Genomic DNA, 15,874 nt, shown 5'->3' with positions numbered 1-15,874 from the left:
GGGCGGACGCGGCCGAGTACGACCCGGTACGAGGCCGATCCGCCCGCACCGCCAGGCACCACCTGGATCACGAAGCCCATCGAACAGACTTACAGAACACGGCCTAGACCGGCACCACGGCACGCAACCGGAACCGTCCGTCGGCCTCGACACCGGCGGTCAGCTCGCCGCCCAGCCCGGCGACGCGATCCGACATGTTCGTGATGCCACTGCCCGCGGCCTCGACCCGCACCGGCTTGCCCGGTTTCGGCGGCTGCCCGTTCTCGACGCCGTCGTTGACGATGTCCAGCGCGACCCCGTTGCCGACCCGCCGCACCGCGATCTCGCATCGTTCGACCTTGCTGTGCCGCAACACGTTCGTCACGCTCTCGCGCAGCACCACGGCCAGCACCGTGCGCACCTGGGCAGGCAGATCCCCGTGCTCCATCTCCAGCCGCACCTGGACGTCGGCGGCCACCAGTACCGCCTGCGCGGACCGCGACTCCTTGTCCAGCGACAGTTCCCGGTAGCCGCTCGCCACCGAGCGGACATCGGTCAGTGCCTGCCGGGTCAGGCCGAGGATCTCCAGCAGCTCGTCGGAGGCCCGCGTGGTGTCGATGTCCATGATCCGGCTGGTCAGCTCGCTCTTCAGCGCGATCGCCGAGAGGCTCATGCCGAGCAGGTCGTGCAGGTCGCGGGCGAAGCGCAGCCGTTCCTCGGCGACCGCGACCTCGGCGAGCCGTTTCCTGGTCTCACCCAGTTCGGTCACCAGCCGGATCAGCCAGATGAGCCCGAAGACCATCAGGCCGGTGTTCACTTGGGACGCGAAGGTGTTGAACGCGTCGAGGAAGCCGGCGCCGGACTCGATCCGGATCAGCACGGGTCCGGCGACCGTCGCGGCGAACGCGGTCCATCCCGCGATCGGCGGCAGCACCAGCAGGGCGGTGCCGGCGAACAGGCTGGGCAGGCTCACCCAGGCGCTGCCGAGCGGGATCAGCGGCAGGAAGACCAGACAGGCCTGGACGAACAGCAGCGCGTAGCTCCGCCGTGAGCGCAGCCGGACGTTCGGCCGGGCGAAATAGGCCAGTTGCAGGGTGACGAGTGCGGTGAGGGGGCCGGCGACGAGCGCGATGCGCCAGCCGTCCCCGGTCAGGTTGAACACCCGGGACATCGCCGAGAGACCGAAGGCGATGAAGACCGCCATCAGCATCCACTGGACGTTCCTGGCGTCTATCCGGGACCAGTGACTGGGGCTCCGCGCCAGTGCGGCTTCGGCGGGGTCGGCCTGCTCGGGCACCGGCAGTTCGGCATGGAGGCGCCAGCGTCCGGTCGAGTCGGGACCCGCGATGAGCGTCCCGCCGTGCCCATTGACCTCGTCGGTCACCTCGCGGAGGCTCTCGGCCGTCTCCGCCGGGACGTCTTCGTGCGCCGTGCCGTCGTGGACGATCTCCAGCGCGACGCGGCCCTCGCTGGTGCGCACGGCGATCTCGCAGTGCTCGACGCCGGTGTAGCGGAGCACGTTCGTGACGCCCTCTCGCAACACCTTCGCCAGCAAGGTGCGCAGCTTCACCGGCAGCTCGACCTGTTCGAGATCGACCCGCACCGCGACGTTCGACGCGGAAAGCAACGACACCGCGGTGCGCGATTCCTTGTCCAGCGACAACTCACGGTAACCCCTGGCCACCGACCGCACGTCGGACAGCGTGCGCTGCGCGATCCCGGTGATCTCGGCCAGTTCCTCGCGCGCCCGCCCCGGTGACTTGCGCAGGAGCCGGTGCACCAGTTCGCCCTTGAGCGAGATCGCGGAAAGACCGAGCCCGAGCAGGTCGTGCAGATCCTTGGCGAAGGCCAGCCTCTGCTCGGCCACGGCCCGCCTCGCCAGTTCGGTGCGGGCCTGGTGCAGTTCGTTCACCAGCCTCGCGAGCCAGGTCAGCAGATACGTGACCAGGCCGTAGACCACCGCGCTGACCGTGTCGATCGTCGCTTCGAGCGCGGTGTCGGCGTAGCTCCACAGGATCCACGACGTGGCCGCGATGAGAATGGTGAACACGGGCCAGCCGACCCGCGGTCGGAGGATCAGCAGCGAACTGCCTGCCGCGATGGTGGTCAGCGAGGTCAGCGCCTCGTTGAAGTGCAGGACCGGCAGATAGGCGAGAACGGTCTGGACCGCCAGGATCGCCTTCGTCCGCCGGGTGTCCAGGCGGACCGCCGGGCGGCTGAAGTACAGCAGCTGGATCGCGAGCACGGGCCCGACGTACAGCACGGCCAGCAAGCCGTGCTGAAGGTCCATCCCAGGCTGAAGCAGGACGCCGAGCAGACCGAAGAGGCAGGCGTTGACGAAGACGACGGTGATGACCAGCCCGGCGAGGAACAGCGCCCGGCGAGGCCGCCGGTCGATGCCGGCGGTTCCCAGAGGTTCGGCGGTCACAGCGAGCTGGTCCGGCACAGGCACCCCAGTGGTAACAGAAGACGGCTCGATCCGGTCGCGTTCCCCCTCGCGACGGACCCGGCCGCCTGACGGGCTTCCATCGCTATGGTTTCGGATCATAACCCATGTTCGTTACCCCGGTTGCCCCCTCCGGACAAGGAATAACGGCGAGCAGGGAGACGCTTTCCTTGCTGAGGACAGGAAAAACCGGCGTTCACCCGCACGGGTGTGGGCTGTTCGCACCACCGGGTTCGTCGCGGAACATGCCACGATGGAAGACGCCGGGACCAAGGACGGGTTCCGGGGGATCCTCTGTGTACGCGGCGCCGGGCGGCCTCTCGCGGCGGGCGGGGCCACGTGGCCTTAAGCTCTGCGCATGGCCAGGTATTTCGACGTACATCCGGAGAATCCGCAACGGCGTGCGATCGGACAGGTCGTCGACATCCTGCGCGAAGACGGGCTCATCGCGTATCCGACGGACTCCTGTTTCGCCCTCGGCTGCCAGCTGGGGAACCGGCAGGGCATCGACCGCATCCGGAGTATCCGCAAGCTGGACGACCGCCACCATTTCACCCTGGTGTGCCAGGATTTCGCTCAGCTGGGCCAGTTCGTGCACGTGGACAACGCGGTCTTCCGCGCGGTCAAGGCGTCCACTCCCGGCAGCTACACGTTCATCCTCCCGGCCACCAAGGAGGTTCCGCGCCGGCTGCTGCACCCCAAGAAGAAGACCGTCGGCGTGCGCATCCCGGACCACGTGGTCACCCAGGCGCTGCTGGGCGAACTCGGCGAACCGCTGCTGTCGAGCACGCTGCTGCTGCCCGACCAGGAGGAGCCGATGACCCAGGGCTGGGACATCAAGGAACGGCTGGAGCACGTGGTGGACGCGGTGATCGACTCCGGTGACTGCGGGGTCGAACCCACCACGGTCATCGACTTCTCGTCCGGGGAACCGGAGATCGTACGGCGGGGCGCCGGCGACACCTCACGGTTCGAATAGGAACGGCGGGACCGGCGCCCCGGTCCCGCCGCTCGAACGTCCTCAGTGCGTGACGAGGCCTTCGGTCTTCACCGGCGCCGAGGGGATGTGGAACATCCGGGTGAACAGCTCCAGCTTGTCCGGATCGCCCTTGACCGCCACGGCGCCGCTGGTGAGCGCGCTCGCGGCGTCCAGTTCGCCGTTCAGCAGTTTCACCATGACCGGGCCGCGCGGCTCGATGACGAGGTCCGGGTCCGGGTGCGGGCCCTCGCCCGCGGTCAGCACGCCGTCTTCGACCACCGCGTGGATGACCATCTCGCCGCCGTAGTGCATTTCGAACGCGCAGTCGACGCCGAGGGCCGCGTCCGGCTGGAAGGTCGTGTACAGCGACAGGACGGCCGAGTCGAGGGTGAACAGGTCGTCCGCCGTCGGGTCACCGAGCGAACGGGCGCCCCACAGGCCCAGCTGCAGCACGATCTGGTCGAGGTCGTTGCCGTACTCGGTCAGCTCGTAGACCACTCCGGCGTCGAGCTGCGAGAGCACCCGGCGCTGGACGACACCGTGCCGCTCCAGCTCGTTGAGCCGGGTCGACAGGATGCTCATCGGGATCTTCGGCAGGCCCTGTTGCAGCTCGTCGAAGCGTTTCGGGCCGAGGACCAGGTCACGGATCACGAGCAGGGACCAGCGTTCCCCGATGAGCTCGAGGGCGCGGGCGACGCCGCAGAACTGGCCATAGGTGCGAGCGGTCATGCTTGACTCCTCATATTCCTTGATCTGGTGATGGCGGTGGTGCTCGGTCAGCGGACCGGGTGTCCCTCGGAAAGCAGTTCGCGGTGCAGCTCTCGCAGTTCGGCGCTGGGTTTCACCCCCAGTTCGTCCTCGAGCCTGGTTCGCAGCCATTCGTAGGACGCCAGGGCGTCGCTGCGTCGTCCGCTGAGTCCCAGCGCACGGATCAGGTGGGCGTGCAGGGTTTCGTCGAACGGGTCCGCGGTGGTCAGCGACCGCAGGACGCCGAGCATCTCCCGGTGCCCGCCGGCCCGGATCTCGGCGTCGATCCACAGGTCACGGACCTTGCGCCGGTGCTCCAGCAGATAGACGGTGTAGGCGGCCAAGGTCGGTCCACAGTGGATGTTCGCCAGCGGAGGACCGGACCACAGGTCCAGTGCGGTACGGAACGCGTGCGCCGCCGCCGCGTTGTCGCCGTCTTCGAGCAGTTCGCGGCCGAGCCGGTGGAGCCGGTGGAACTCCCAGACGTCGACCACTCCCGCGTCGATCTCGAGCCGGTACCCTGGCGGGCTGGTGACCAGCAGATCGCCGGTTCCGTCCGGATCGAGGTGGCGGCGGAGGTGGTGGACGTAGGTGTGCAGGGTCCGCCGGACACTGCGCGGCGGGGCTTCGTTCCACAGCTCGTGGACGAGGGAGTCGACGTGGACCGTCCTGCCGGGGCGGATGAGCAACATCGCCAGCAGTTGCAGGAGTTTCGGTGTGCTCGGCGCGCGATCGGCGGCACCGATGTGCAGTTCGAGGGGGCCGAGGAGCCGCGCGCGCACTCCGCGCGGCGCACCGGTCGAGGCGACCGTGTCGCCCGGTTCGATGGTCATCGCGTGCATCCCCTACCCCTCCGGACTCCCCTCAATGACGGTGACAGAGGCGGAACCTTCGGAACAGTGCCGGAAACACATGGCGGACCGTGATTTTTTCTTTGCCCCGCATGCGATCGTCACGACTTGGCGCGCTGAACCGGTTGTGGCAAAAGAGAAGACGCGAACAGAGTCAGAGCCAGTCCGAATCGGCGGCGATGCGGATGGCGTCCACCCGGTTGCGGGCGTTGAGTTTCGTCACCACCGTGGCGAGATAGTTCCGGACGGTTCCCGGTGACAGGAACAGTTCCGCCGCGATGTCGGCGACCGTATACCCGTTCGCGGCGAGGCGGAGGATCTCGACCTCCCGTGGTGTCAGCGGGCAATCTTCGGTCTCCCACGCGGACAAGGCGAGTTCGCTGTCGATGAACCGGCGGCCGGTGGCGACCGAACGGACGGCGTTGGCGAGTTTGTCGGCGGGCGCGTCCTTGAGCAGGAAGCCGTTGACCTTCGCGTCGAGCGCGCGGCGTACAGTGCCCGGACGGCCGAGCGAGGTGAGGATCAGGGTGCGGACACTCGGAAGTTGCTGACAGAGTTCGGAAGCGGCCGTGAGCCCGTCTTTGGCGGGCAGATCGATGTCGATGATCGCGACGTCCGGCAGGTACTCCGCCGCCATCGGAAGGATCTTGTCGCCGGAACCGACCTCCGCGACGACCTCGATGTCGCGTTCGAGGTTCAGCAGGGCGACCAAGGCGCCGCGGACCATGTGCATGTCCTCGGCCAACAGGACTCGGATCACTCCGACCTCCTCTTCCCCAGAAACACGGTAACTCTCAGTGTACCCAGCAAACCCGTAAGAGTGAATCTGATTCGCACGATACAAGGTTGCGCATTTTCCGGGCGTAGCTTCGGCATGATCAATTTCCTGTGAGCTGCGACGATGACATGGCTTCGAATGTGCTGAAATTGCGAGCGATCGATTACTCGCTGTCATGGCCAATGGGTGTGTCCCGAGTGGTTCTCATTCGCCGGCGAGTACTTTCCATTCCGGGGAATTCACCGGAATGCCGCAGGAGGAATGGACTGTTCGGCGGTACCGGCGTCGATCTCGATCGGGTGTCGAGTCGGCGGAGACCTCGGCGTGGTGTCCTCGGCACGAGCCGGTTCGCGCGCGAAATCGCCACTATCCACAAAGGACGTATCTGATGAGCTCATTGCTGGGTGCTCTGCGTAAGCTGATGTTCGCGCCTTCGCTGGCTTCGGTCGGCTTCGAGGGGCGCGGCTTCGGAGTGCCGCCGACGCCGGCGACCGCCCGTCTGGAGTCGATCCCGCAGTCGGTCGTGTGCGGCTTCGAATGGGGGATCGACGCGCCGGCGTTGTGGGAGGCCGAACGGCGGCTGGACATGGTCGAGCCGGAGATGCGCGGGTTCGCCTACGAGGGCGCGGCGATGGCGTTCACCATCCTCGACGTCATGCCCGGCGGCCGGAAGGACCGCACGGCCGAACTGATGAGCGGTCCGGGGCTCCCGCACGTGTTCCTGACCTACATCGGCATCGGGTTCGCGATGGCCCGCCTGCCCCGGCCGCTGTGGAAGAAGGTGCTGCCCGACCTCGACGGCGTCCCGTTCCATCCGACGATGAGCTGGCTGGCCGTCGACGGGTACGCCTTCGATCGTGCCTACTTCGACACGCGCAAGTGGGTCGGCGAGCAGTTCGTCCCGAAGCCGTACCCGTGGGCGGGCGCCCCCGCGTACTTCCCGCGCGCCTGCGACCAGGGCATCGGACGGGCGTTGTGGTTCATCAACGGCGGTGATCCGGTGAAGGTCGCCGAGGCGGTGGACCGCTTCCCCGCCGGACGCCGCCCGGACCTGTGGAGCGGCGTCGGGCTGGCCTCGACCTTCGCGGGCGGCTGCGACCAGCCCGGGCTGGTGAGGCTGCGCGAAATGGCGGGGGAGCACCAGGACGAACTCGGTCTCGGCGTCGTGTTCGCGGTGAAGGCGAGGACGTTCTCGTCCTTCGTCCCGCCGCACACCCGCCGCGCCGCGCGGACGCTCGCCGGGCTGAGCATCGAAGAGGCCGTCGACCTGGCCGACTCGACCGAGGTCACCGAAGACGCCGCGGACGGGACGCCCGCGTACGAGCTGTGGCGGCAGAACATCCGCGACGGTCTAGCCCCCGCGGCGGGCCGCCTGTCCGCCTGAGGCCCCTGGACGCCAGGAAAGGGTCGGTCAAGACGTTCTGCGTCTTGACCGACCCTTTCCCGCCCCGCGGGTGAAGCTCAGGCCGCTCGCCTGACCGGCTCCGGCCGGTGCCGGAGATCGGGGAGCGCGAGCAGGACCGGCGGGTCGAACAGGTGCTTGGGGCGCACCCGCAGGTCCGCCAGCCGCGCCGTGACGCCCGGCTCCACGGTGATCGGCCCGTGGTGCCCGGTGAACCCGGTACCGCGGCGCGTGAGCGGCCCGGTCACGCAGTGCGCGACGAGGTGCCAGGTGCCTTCCGGGACGTCGGTCAGCTGATAGGGGCCGGGGACGTCGATGACCGTGTGCCGCACGGGCGCGCCCTCGGGGATGCGGGTCGGGAAGAGACCGACGAACACGAGGCCGGGTGAGATCTCCGGCGGCGCGGACACGAAACCGCGGACGACCGCCGGCTTCACGCCGGGAAGGGGTTCGCCCGCCAGGCGGTGCTGGAAACCGCCCTGCCGGCGGTACACGGAGGGCGAGAGGCCCACGCGGTTGCTGAACCGCGTGCTGAAGGTGCCGACACCGTTGTAACCCACGCGGTGGCTGATGTCGGCGACCGAGATCGAGGTCGTCAGCAGCAGGCGTTTGGCTTCGTCGAGCCGCAGCGCGGACAGGAACCGGCCGGGAGAGACGCCGGTGGCCTGCTGGAACACCCTGCTGAAATGGAATTTACTGAAGGTCGCGGCCCGGGCGATGTCGTCGATAGTGAGCTCTTCGCCCAGTTTCTCGTGCATGGCCCCAATGGCTCGCTCCACGGCTCGCCGGACAGTCTCATCCATTGTGCCGTCCTTTCGCTCGAGGATTTCTGGGATGTTTGCGGTTTCGACACTACTGTTCGCCACCGCTACTCCTGAAGTGCTTGATTCATCGCCCGATATGAATTCATGTGCGTGGCGACATGAAAATTTCACGGTGCGTCTTCGGCGGCGGGACCATGCGAAAACCACGGTCCGGCAATGGTGCGCACACTGGATCCCCGCACCGGGTGGCCGCAGAATTCCTGGTAGTGCATTCACGTCGGAACCACACCGACCGTGTTGGCGTGGTGCGAAGAACGTATTCCCGCGACAACACAGAACCGGCCCTTGACCGCGCACCCCCTCGGCGGTCAAGGGCCGGTTTCCATTTCGCGGATCGGGTGTGTGAGGATAGTATCGTCGGCTCAGGGGAGGGGCGCGGGTGGAAAGGCGGATGGGGTCGATGATCAAGGTGCTGGTGGCCGAGGACATGCATATTGTCCGTGGGGCCTTGGTCGCGCTGCTCGGCTTGGAAGCCGACATCGAGGTCGTCGCCGAATGCGCGAGTGGCGACGAGATCCTCCCGCTCGCCCAGTCCACGCGCCCCGACGTCGCGCTCATCGACATCGACCTGCCGGGCAAGGACGGGCTCACCGCGGCCGCCGAACTGCACGAGCGGCTTCCCGGGGTCCGCACACTGATCCTCACCTCGCTCGGCAGCCCCGGCACGTTGCGGCGGGCGCTGGCCGCGAAGGTCAACGGTTTCCTCCGCAAGGACGCGCCCGCCGACAGGCTCGCCAACGCGGTCCGCGGGGTCGCCGCCGGACGGCGCGTCGTCGACGGCGATCTGGCGCTCGCCGCCTGGGACAGCGAGGACTGCCCGCTCACCACCCGCGAGATCGAGGTGCTCCGGCTGGCGTCGGTCGGCTCCGACCCGACCGAGATCGCCGCCGAACTGTTCCTGTCCGCCGGCACCGTGCGGAACTACCTGACGACGATCGTTTCGAAGCTCAGCGCCCGCAACCGGGTCGACGCGGTGCGGATCGCCAGGGAGTCCGGCTGGCTGTGACGCCCCGGGCCCTCACCTGGCCGGGACGGTCATCGTGGCGTGGGCGAGCTCCGCGGCGAACTCGCCGGGGGACGCCGCTTCCGCGAGCAGCCGGCGCTGCCGCGCCGCGCCGGTCCCGTGGTCGAACAGCGCGTCCAACCCTCGTTCGACGTCCTCCTCGTCGCCCGCGGCCCTGAGTGCCGGCCGCACGAACTCGACGAGTTCGCCCAGCAGATCGCGCTGATCGGCCTCCCCGCCGGTGAAGACGTCGACGCCCGGCCCGTCCAGTCCCCGGCGCGCGGCCGCCGTCAACGCCGCGCCGATCCGGGCACCGCGGGCCCGCGGCGGCCTCGTCGTCGCCGCGCAGGTCGCGACCAGTCCGCGCACCAGCGCGGCGAGCAGCACCGCGTCGTCGACCGACAGGCAGACGTCGGCGATCCGCACCTCGACCGTGGGATATCGCGGGGAGAGGCGGGCGTAGAAGTACACCCCCGCCGCGTCGAGGGCGGCGCCGTGGCGCACGGCGTCCCCGATGCTCCGGTCGTACGCGGCGGCGCCGGACCATTCGTCGGGTGGCCGCGCCGTCGGCCACCGGTCCCAGAGCGGGAAGCGCCTGCTCGACCATCCGGAGTCGGCGCCGTTCTCGACCGGGGAGTTGGCACTGAGTGCCAGCAACGGCGCGAGCCACGGCCGCAGCCCGGCGAGAACCCGTGCGCCGAGGTCCCGCGACGGGAGACCGACGTGCACATGGCAGGCGCAGGTCCCCGCCTCGTGGATCAGGTCCGGGAACGCCTGTGCCATCCGCCAGTAACGGGGCTCGGGCGTCAGCGTGTCTCCCCGAAGGCCGCAGGGCGGGATTCCCGTCGCCGCCATCAGGCAACCGTCGGCCAGCGCCGCCGTCGCGACGATCTGCCGTAGTCGTGTCAGTTCCGAGCGCACCTCGTCCAGCCCGCGGCAGACGCCGGTCGCGGTCTCGATCTGGAACCGCATCAGCTCACCGGTGACGTCCGGTCCGGGGGCGAGGCTTTCGAGAAGTTCGGGGGCGCGTAACGCGACCGAGCCGTCCACCGGGTCGAGCAGGACGAACTCTTCTTCCACACCAAGGGTGAACATGGTTCCCCGTTCCGTGGTTTCGCCGGTGTCACTGAATCTGCCCGCTCACGCGCGTCGAGGAAAGGGCCGGTGTGCTGAACTTCGTTGCGGCGAAAGTGTTTCGTGGCCTCACCGACGGTCTAGCCTTGGTCCATGATCGCTCTGTATCCACCGGCCGAGCCGTACGACAGCGGGCTGCTCGATGTAGGTGACGGCAATTCCGTCTACTGGGAGACCTGCGGGAATCCGGCCGGGAAGCCGGCGGTCATGCTGCACGGCGGCCCCGGGCAGGGCTGCGCGCCGGGAATGCGGCGGATGTTCGACCCGGCCCGCTACCGTGCGGTGCTGTTCGATCAGCGCGGCTGCGGCCGCAGCACCCCGCACGCGAGCGACCCGGCGACCGATCTCCGGCACAACACGACGGATCATCTCGTCGCCGACATGGAACGGCTACGGAAACATCTGGGTATCGAACGCTGGCTTGTCACCGGAGGTTCGTGGGGCACGACGCTCGCGCTCGCCTACGCCGAACGGTTCCCGGAGCGGGTCACCGAGATCGTCGTCAGCTCCATCAGCACGACACGGCCGTCCGAGATCGACTGGCTGTATCACGGCGTCGGCCGCTTCTTCCCCGAAGAATGGGCCCGTTTCCGCGGCGATCTGACCGGCGACCTGGTCGCCGCCTACGCACGGCTTATGCAAGATCCCGACGCCCGGGTGCGGACCGACGCCGCGCGCGCCTGGTGTGTCTGGGAGGACACCGTGCTGTCCCTGGAACCCGGCGCGGCCGTCCACAATGGTCCGATCAGCGAGTGGGAACTCGCTTTCGCACGCCTCGTCACGCACTACTACTCCCACGCGGGCTGGCTGGAACCCGGCGAGCTGATCCGCGACGCCGGTCTGTTGCGGGACATTCCGGGTGTGCTGATCCACGGCCGCCGAGACCTGAGCTGCCCGGTGGACACGGCCTGGGAACTCGCCCACGCCTGGCCCGGAGCGGAGTTGCTGATCGACGACGACTCGGGACATCACTCGAGTGACGTGAAACGAGCGTGGAAGCTGGCCGCGCTGGAGCGGTTCGCGGCCTGAGGGCGGTGGGGGCTCGGGCGTGTGTTCGTGCGCCGCGCTTGATGGTCCTGGGTAGACCGGCGAGGCGGGACCGTGTGGATTCGTTCAACGCAACGAATCCACATAGTCGGCGGTTGCTTCAGGAACGCCGTTTGGCTTGGTGCTCAAGAGGAAGCAGACGGTCTGGCACCTGTCCGAGCTTTGCCTGGGTCGGTAGGCGTTCGGCACGGTGGTGCCTTGTTCGGCCAGCTCCGCGATCATAGGAGTGTTGCGCTGGCTCCGACACGGCCTCCCGTACCGCCGGAGGTCCAGTATACGACCGCGATTCCGTCGGTGGTCAGCCTCTTGTGGCTGTCCGATCGGAAAGCGCGCCGAAACGGACCGCCGGACATCGGCCGAGGGCAATCCGCCTACGTCGCACCGTTGAGGTAGCCATGTCAAGCCAGTCGAGTTCGGATGGTTTCTCACAGGGGTCGGCTTATGTCCTGAGGTGCATGGTGTTCCGTCTCGGTGTGCCGGCGGGGTCGAGGTAGCCAGGTGGGGTGAATTCGGGGAGTCCGTCTTGGGCGATGCGGACTTTCCATGTGCTGTGGTGGATGAGCCGGTGGTGTTTGGTGCACAGCAGCACGAGGTTGTCGATCTTTGTTTCGCCGTGTTGTCGCCAGAAGACGATGTGGTGGGCGGTGCAGCGGGGCACGGGCATGTCGCAGCCCGGGAACGCGCAGCCACCGTCGCGGAGGGTGAGCGCGTATTTCTGGGCGAGGGACACGGTGCGTTTCGACCGCCCGATGTCCAACGGTTCGCCTGCGGTACCCAGAACACCGGGCCGGACGCGAGCGTCGCAGGCGAGGATGCGGGCGTCGGTGGCGCTGATCGGCCCCACCAGATCCAGGTGCGCCTCACCGAGGTCGTTGATCAGATCCTCGTAGGACATGGTGACCAGAATGTGCGTCGCTTCCCCAGCTTGTCCGGGAAGATTCCGGCTGGTGGTTTTCAAGCGGACGTAGTCGGTGAAGGCGTCCCCGTAGCGCTCGTCCTGGCTACGGGAGTCCCGCACCCCGTCGACCGCCTTGTGCGGCTTCGCCATGGGATCCAGGTCGGATTTCAGGCGGGCGTAGGTTTCGAGGTCGAGTCTGGCTTTCACGCCGAGGGTGCCGTCACGGTGCTTGACGAACCGCAACTCCGGCCGGGTCTCCTTCGGATCCTCATTGCGGGGCTCTTTCCCGTCCGGATCCAGCTTGTCCAGCAGGCGGCGTCCAGCCCGGGCGATCTGCCGAGGCCCCGCCCGACGCGCCAGCTCGACCAGGATCTTCTCCCCGCCCCGCACGTCCTCCTCCGGCACACTGGACGGGATACGGGTCAGGGTGCGGATGATCGCGTCGATCTGCGAACCCCCGATCACCCCCTCCGCGGCAGCCTGGGCGGTCAACGGGGCTAGGGGTGGTTCGGGGTCGCCGCCGATCGCCGGGCCGGGATGTAGTGCCAGGACGCGGTCGGCGCGGTCGCTGGCCTCTTTGTCCGTTACGAGGAAGTCCTCGAAAATCAGTGCCGCCAACGTCGCATGCCCGCTACATCCACGGATACCGCGGGAATTGATTTCCGCGAGGATCGCGTTCTGCTCCGCATCCGCCCGACGCTTCACAACTTCGAGTTCTTGTTTGCGGGCATGCAGCGTCGCGGTGTCGACGCGCCACCACTCGGTGGACGTCCCTGGAGATGCATCGTCGCTGGCCACAACACCGACATTACCCCGAGTCGAACACCTGCGCTAGCCCAAACGGCTCAACGAAGGAAATCGCTTAAATCCGGAAGCGAAGCGCTCTTAAGGGCGCGAAGGGCCTGAAGGAACGCGAAGGTAACCGCAATTAGCCAACTAATTGCGACCGCCCCGGGCCGAGGCCCACGCGGCGTGCCGGATGTTGTCACCGAGCCGGATCGAGCACCTGCGCTAACCCGAAAGGCCGAACAGAGAAAAGTGCCCGCACTGAGCAGCGAAGCGCCCTTAAGCCCGCGAAGCACATGAAGGAACGCGAAGGTGACCGCAATTAGCCGACTAATTGCGACAACCCAGACCCGAGGGCCCACGCGGCGGGGCGGATGACGATGTCATCGGGCCGAACCGACCACCCGAGCCAGCCTCAAACCGCCCAGCATCCAAGGGCGCGAAGGACCTAAAAGTGCCCGGCGAAGAGAGCCGCGAAGGAGCCTTAAAGCGGCGAAGCGAGCGAAGAGCGCAGAGAAGTCAAAGGCGTGGGCCGCATTCGGCAACCGGGGACACACGACGTCCCGAATCCCCACCCCCGCTCGCTTCACCCGACCGGACGGAGGTGGCCGCAATTAGCCGACTAATTGCGACCACCCCGGACCCGAGCTTCACGCGGCGCGGTGGATGACGATGTCGTCGAGCCGCGTGCGCGCGTGGACCTTGACGCTCCCGCCGGCGGCGACGGAGTTGCGCACGGATCCCTTGGTGCTCTTGGCATCCACCGACGCGGCGGCCGCGTCGACGCCGACTTCGATGCCACCGGACGCGTTCGCCAGCTCGGCGGAACCGTGCGACAGGCGTCCGACGCGGATCGGGCAGTTGGCGGCCTGCGCGACGACGTCGCCGTCGGCGCGGTCGATGTCGAAACTTCCGCTCGCACCGGAGAGGTCGACGTCGGACCGGGCGTGCCCGATCCAGACCTTGCCGGTCGAACCCGAGTACCTGACGACGCCGCCGGCCTCGCCGATCCGGAGTCCGGCCGAGCCGCCTTCGAGGTCCGCCGTCCCGGCAATGTGCCCGATCGCGACCTCACCGGCCGCGAGGTTGCCGCGCACCGCCGTGACGCGGTCGATCAGAACCCGGCCCGACGACATTTCCAGCGAGCAGTCCCCGAACTGCCCTTCGGCGCTCACGTGCGACCAGGCCGAGTTCAGCACCAGCTGTGAACCGGTGGGCACCTCGATGGTGATGGCGACCGAGCCGTTCTTGCCGCCGGCCTTCTTCGTCTCGATCGACAGTTTCCCGTCGTCGAAGCCGACCTTGGTGTTCGCGGCGACCTTCACGTCCGACTTGCTCGCGGCGTCGATCGGCTCGACCAGCACCACCGTGTCCGGGCGCTCGCTCGCGGCGACGCGCACCCGGGCACCGGCGATGGTCAGCGTGGCGGTGATCGGCTGCGGCGTGGGGAAAACAGACACCTCGAACTCCTCGGTGGTGGTGATCTCTCGTGGTGAAAGCAACGATCGCCGACCGTCCTGACACCGGACCGCCACGGCACTGACACGCCGGGGACACGGGTTTGGCCGATACAGGCCACGACGGCCCGGTCTTCGCCGAGTGGCCGGAGAATCACCCGAAGGGAAGGGAGGCCCGATGTCCATCGACATGGAAGTCCCCACGGTGAACCGGATCGGGGCACAACTCGTCGCGATCGGTGACGACCTGGAACGCGAGTGGGGCAAGTTCCGGCGGATCATCGAAACCGAACGGGCCGGAATCGGCGTCGACCCGCTCGGCACGGCTTTCCTCGGCGAATACCGGCCGTCGGAGATCTCGGTGCTGAGTCACGCCGATCCGCTCCCGGCGCTGTGGCAGGCCGACGGCTACGGGGCGAAGATCTCCGCGGCGACCTACGCCCAGGCGGATCGGGACGCCGCCTCCGGGTTCGGGAAGTAGGGCCGGATGGTCGTGCCGCGGCCGGGCAACGCCCACGGATTGTGGGCGGCGGTCAGTGCCGAGATCGAAGCGGTGCGGGGGAGCCGGGAGCCCGCGATGGCCTGGCCCGACACCGACGAGGACAAGGTCCAGGCGCTCGCGGTCGCCTGGCGTGACGCCTCACTGGCGTTCACACCGGTCCGGGTCGAGCCGGACGACATCCGGGACGCGTGGCGGGACAAGGCAGGCGAGATGTTCGCGCAGCGCGTCGAGGGCACGATACGGACGACCACCAACGTCAGGACGAGCTGTCAGCAGCTGTTCGACCACGTCAGCCGGTTCGCGTCGGTGGTCGCGCAGGTGAAGCAGTCCATCCGCGCGACAGTCGACGACCGGGAGCAGCCTTACGCGAACATGCGGGACGAAGGGGAACGGCGCGATTTCGTCCTCGTCGTGGCCAACGCGGTCCGGGACCTGCTCACCGCGGGCGTCACCTCGGTCAACGGTCTCGATTCGGGCGTCACCACTCAGAACGCTTCGGAGGACCCGGTCGCCGAATACGACGCCATTCTCGCGTTCATCACCGACGAGATGGTGCGCAACGGGCAGTCGGCGGATCTCCGGAACATCCGGGATCTCTTGAAGGACAAGGTGAATCCCTTCACGTCGATCGGCGACAAGGCCGAGGCGCTCAAGGCGTGGTACGACCTCGTGAACACCGGTGCCCAGTGGGACCACAAGGGCAGGATCCTGGACATGACCACGGGGGACAACACGTTCACCCCGCTGCCGGGGCTGCGGGGACAGATCCGGTACGACGTCTGGTCCAACATCCATTACGGGTACGTCGGCACCCTCGGCGGAATCGACGAATGGACCCTGCACGCCGGCGCCAACGCCGCCGACTGGAAGGACGGCCATCCCACCGATCCCGCCGACCAGGCGTCCGTACAACTGGGTATCGAGCTCGCGCACGAGTACGGTCCGGGCGCGTTGACCCCGGAGGCCGTCACCAAGGCGATCCTCGATCACCGCGAGAGATTCGAGCAGGCAGGCGCCATCCGGCCGCTGTGAGCCTGGCCC

Annotated in this window: 14 protein-coding genes; 6 read left to right on the top strand and 8 right to left on the bottom strand. The window is 68.0% G+C overall.

The window, feature by feature from the left end:
- Positions 1–103: 103 nt before the first annotated feature.
- A complete protein-coding gene (locus ACLJQ7_RS17020) occupies positions 104–2,425 on the bottom strand; it encodes a sensor histidine kinase (RefSeq protein WP_410649162.1) in 2,322 nt (773 codons plus the stop codon).
- 358 nt (positions 2,426–2,783) lie between these two features.
- Here ACLJQ7_RS17020 and ACLJQ7_RS17015 point away from each other — a divergent pair, with 358 nt between their 5' ends.
- On the top strand, positions 2,784–3,404 hold the full coding sequence (locus ACLJQ7_RS17015) for an L-threonylcarbamoyladenylate synthase (RefSeq protein WP_410649161.1): 621 nt from the start codon (positions 2,784–2,786) through the stop codon (positions 3,402–3,404).
- Between the two features lie 42 nt (positions 3,405–3,446).
- On the opposite strand, the gene ACLJQ7_RS17010 is transcribed toward ACLJQ7_RS17015, so the two are convergent.
- The 3 genes from ACLJQ7_RS17010 to ACLJQ7_RS17000 all read right to left on the bottom strand — a co-directional run bounded on the left by ACLJQ7_RS17010 (position 3,447) and on the right by ACLJQ7_RS17000 (position 5,762).
- On the bottom strand, positions 3,447–4,133 hold the full coding sequence (locus tag ACLJQ7_RS17010; protein ID WP_410649160.1) for a winged helix-turn-helix transcriptional regulator: 687 nt from the start codon (positions 4,131–4,133) through the stop codon (positions 3,447–3,449).
- 47 nt (positions 4,134–4,180) lie between these two features.
- Positions 4,181–4,993 (bottom strand): AfsR/SARP family transcriptional regulator, encoded by an 813-nt coding sequence (locus ACLJQ7_RS17005; RefSeq protein WP_410649159.1) that lies wholly within the window; start codon positions 4,991–4,993, stop codon positions 4,181–4,183.
- A gap of 163 nt (positions 4,994–5,156) precedes the next feature.
- Positions 5,157–5,762 (bottom strand): DNA-binding response regulator, encoded by a 606-nt coding sequence (locus ACLJQ7_RS17000; RefSeq protein ID WP_410649158.1) that lies wholly within the window; start codon positions 5,760–5,762, stop codon positions 5,157–5,159.
- A 406-nt stretch (positions 5,763–6,168) separates the two neighbouring features.
- Here ACLJQ7_RS17000 and ACLJQ7_RS16995 point away from each other — a divergent pair, with 406 nt between their 5' ends.
- Entirely contained in the window at positions 6,169–7,164 is a 996-nt protein-coding gene (locus ACLJQ7_RS16995; protein WP_410649157.1) for a DUF1702 family protein, read from the top strand.
- A gap of 77 nt (positions 7,165–7,241) precedes the next feature.
- Here ACLJQ7_RS16995 and ACLJQ7_RS16990 read toward each other — a convergent pair whose 3' ends face one another.
- Entirely contained in the window at positions 7,242–7,940 is a 699-nt protein-coding gene (locus ACLJQ7_RS16990) for a helix-turn-helix domain-containing protein (protein ID WP_410649215.1), read from the bottom strand.
- 466 nt (positions 7,941–8,406) lie between these two features.
- Between ACLJQ7_RS16990 and ACLJQ7_RS16985 the strand changes: the two genes are divergently transcribed.
- The gene (locus ACLJQ7_RS16985; RefSeq protein ID WP_126730009.1) at positions 8,407–9,012 is read left to right on the top strand and encodes a DNA-binding response regulator; all 606 of its coding nucleotides are present in this window, start codon (positions 8,407–8,409) and stop codon (positions 9,010–9,012) included.
- 12 nt (positions 9,013–9,024) lie between these two features.
- Here the strand turns inward: ACLJQ7_RS16985 and ACLJQ7_RS16980 are convergent, their stop codons facing one another.
- Positions 9,025–10,104, bottom strand: a complete 1,080-nt coding sequence (locus tag ACLJQ7_RS16980; RefSeq protein WP_410649156.1) for a glutamate--cysteine ligase — start codon at positions 10,102–10,104, stop codon at positions 9,025–9,027.
- A 132-nt stretch (positions 10,105–10,236) separates the two neighbouring features.
- Here ACLJQ7_RS16980 and pip point away from each other — a divergent pair, with 132 nt between their 5' ends.
- Positions 10,237–11,172: a prolyl aminopeptidase gene (pip, locus tag ACLJQ7_RS16975; protein ID WP_410649155.1), complete on the top strand. Its 936-nt coding sequence runs from the start codon at positions 10,237–10,239 to the stop codon at positions 11,170–11,172.
- Between the two features lie 457 nt (positions 11,173–11,629).
- On the opposite strand, the gene ACLJQ7_RS16970 is transcribed toward pip, so the two are convergent.
- Together ACLJQ7_RS16970 and ACLJQ7_RS16965 are read right to left on the bottom strand one after the other, a co-directional pair.
- Entirely contained in the window at positions 11,630–12,886 is a 1,257-nt protein-coding gene (locus ACLJQ7_RS16970) for a DUF222 domain-containing protein (RefSeq protein ID WP_410649154.1), read from the bottom strand.
- 638 nt (positions 12,887–13,524) lie between these two features.
- Entirely contained in the window at positions 13,525–14,334 is an 810-nt protein-coding gene (locus ACLJQ7_RS16965; RefSeq protein ID WP_410649153.1) for a DUF4097 family beta strand repeat-containing protein, read from the bottom strand.
- 175 nt (positions 14,335–14,509) lie between these two features.
- Here ACLJQ7_RS16965 and ACLJQ7_RS16960 point away from each other — a divergent pair, with 175 nt between their 5' ends.
- Together ACLJQ7_RS16960 and ACLJQ7_RS16955 are read left to right on the top strand one after the other, a co-directional pair.
- A complete protein-coding gene (locus ACLJQ7_RS16960) occupies positions 14,510–14,812 on the top strand; it encodes a hypothetical protein (protein WP_410649152.1) in 303 nt (100 codons plus the stop codon).
- 6 nt (positions 14,813–14,818) lie between these two features.
- Positions 14,819–15,865, top strand: coding sequence for a polymorphic toxin type 44 domain-containing protein (locus ACLJQ7_RS16955; RefSeq protein WP_410649151.1), 1,047 nt, complete (start codon positions 14,819–14,821; stop codon positions 15,863–15,865).
- The last annotated feature ends 9 nt before the right edge of the window (positions 15,866–15,874 follow it).

This window comes from Amycolatopsis sp. cmx-4-54 (assembly GCF_046548895.1).
In the GTDB taxonomy this organism is placed as follows: domain Bacteria; phylum Actinomycetota; class Actinomycetes; order Mycobacteriales; family Pseudonocardiaceae; genus Amycolatopsis.
The sequence above is the reverse complement of the archived record's forward strand: the minus strand, read 5'-3'. Positions and strand labels throughout refer to the sequence as shown.

Coding starts and splice junctions, on each gene's coding strand:
- ACLJQ7_RS17015 (WP_410649161.1), top strand. CDS start 2,784: ATGGCCAGGTATTTCGACGTACATCCGGAGAATCCGCAACGGCGTGCG.
- ACLJQ7_RS17010 (WP_410649160.1), bottom strand. CDS start 4,133: ATGACCGCTCGCACCTATGGCCAGTTCTGCGGCGTCGCCCGCGCCCTC.
- ACLJQ7_RS17005 (WP_410649159.1), bottom strand. CDS start 4,993: ATGCACGCGATGACCATCGAACCGGGCGACACGGTCGCCTCGACCGGT.
- ACLJQ7_RS16995 (WP_410649157.1), top strand. CDS start 6,169: ATGAGCTCATTGCTGGGTGCTCTGCGTAAGCTGATGTTCGCGCCTTCG.
- ACLJQ7_RS16990 (WP_410649215.1), bottom strand. CDS start 7,940: ATGCACGAGAAACTGGGCGAAGAGCTCACTATCGACGACATCGCCCGG.
- ACLJQ7_RS16985 (WP_126730009.1), top strand. CDS start 8,407: ATGATCAAGGTGCTGGTGGCCGAGGACATGCATATTGTCCGTGGGGCC.
- ACLJQ7_RS16980 (WP_410649156.1), bottom strand. CDS start 10,104: ATGTTCACCCTTGGTGTGGAAGAAGAGTTCGTCCTGCTCGACCCGGTG.
- pip (WP_410649155.1), top strand. CDS start 10,237: ATGATCGCTCTGTATCCACCGGCCGAGCCGTACGACAGCGGGCTGCTC.
- ACLJQ7_RS16960 (WP_410649152.1), top strand. CDS start 14,510: ATGTCCATCGACATGGAAGTCCCCACGGTGAACCGGATCGGGGCACAA.
- ACLJQ7_RS16955 (WP_410649151.1), top strand. CDS start 14,819: ATGGTCGTGCCGCGGCCGGGCAACGCCCACGGATTGTGGGCGGCGGTC.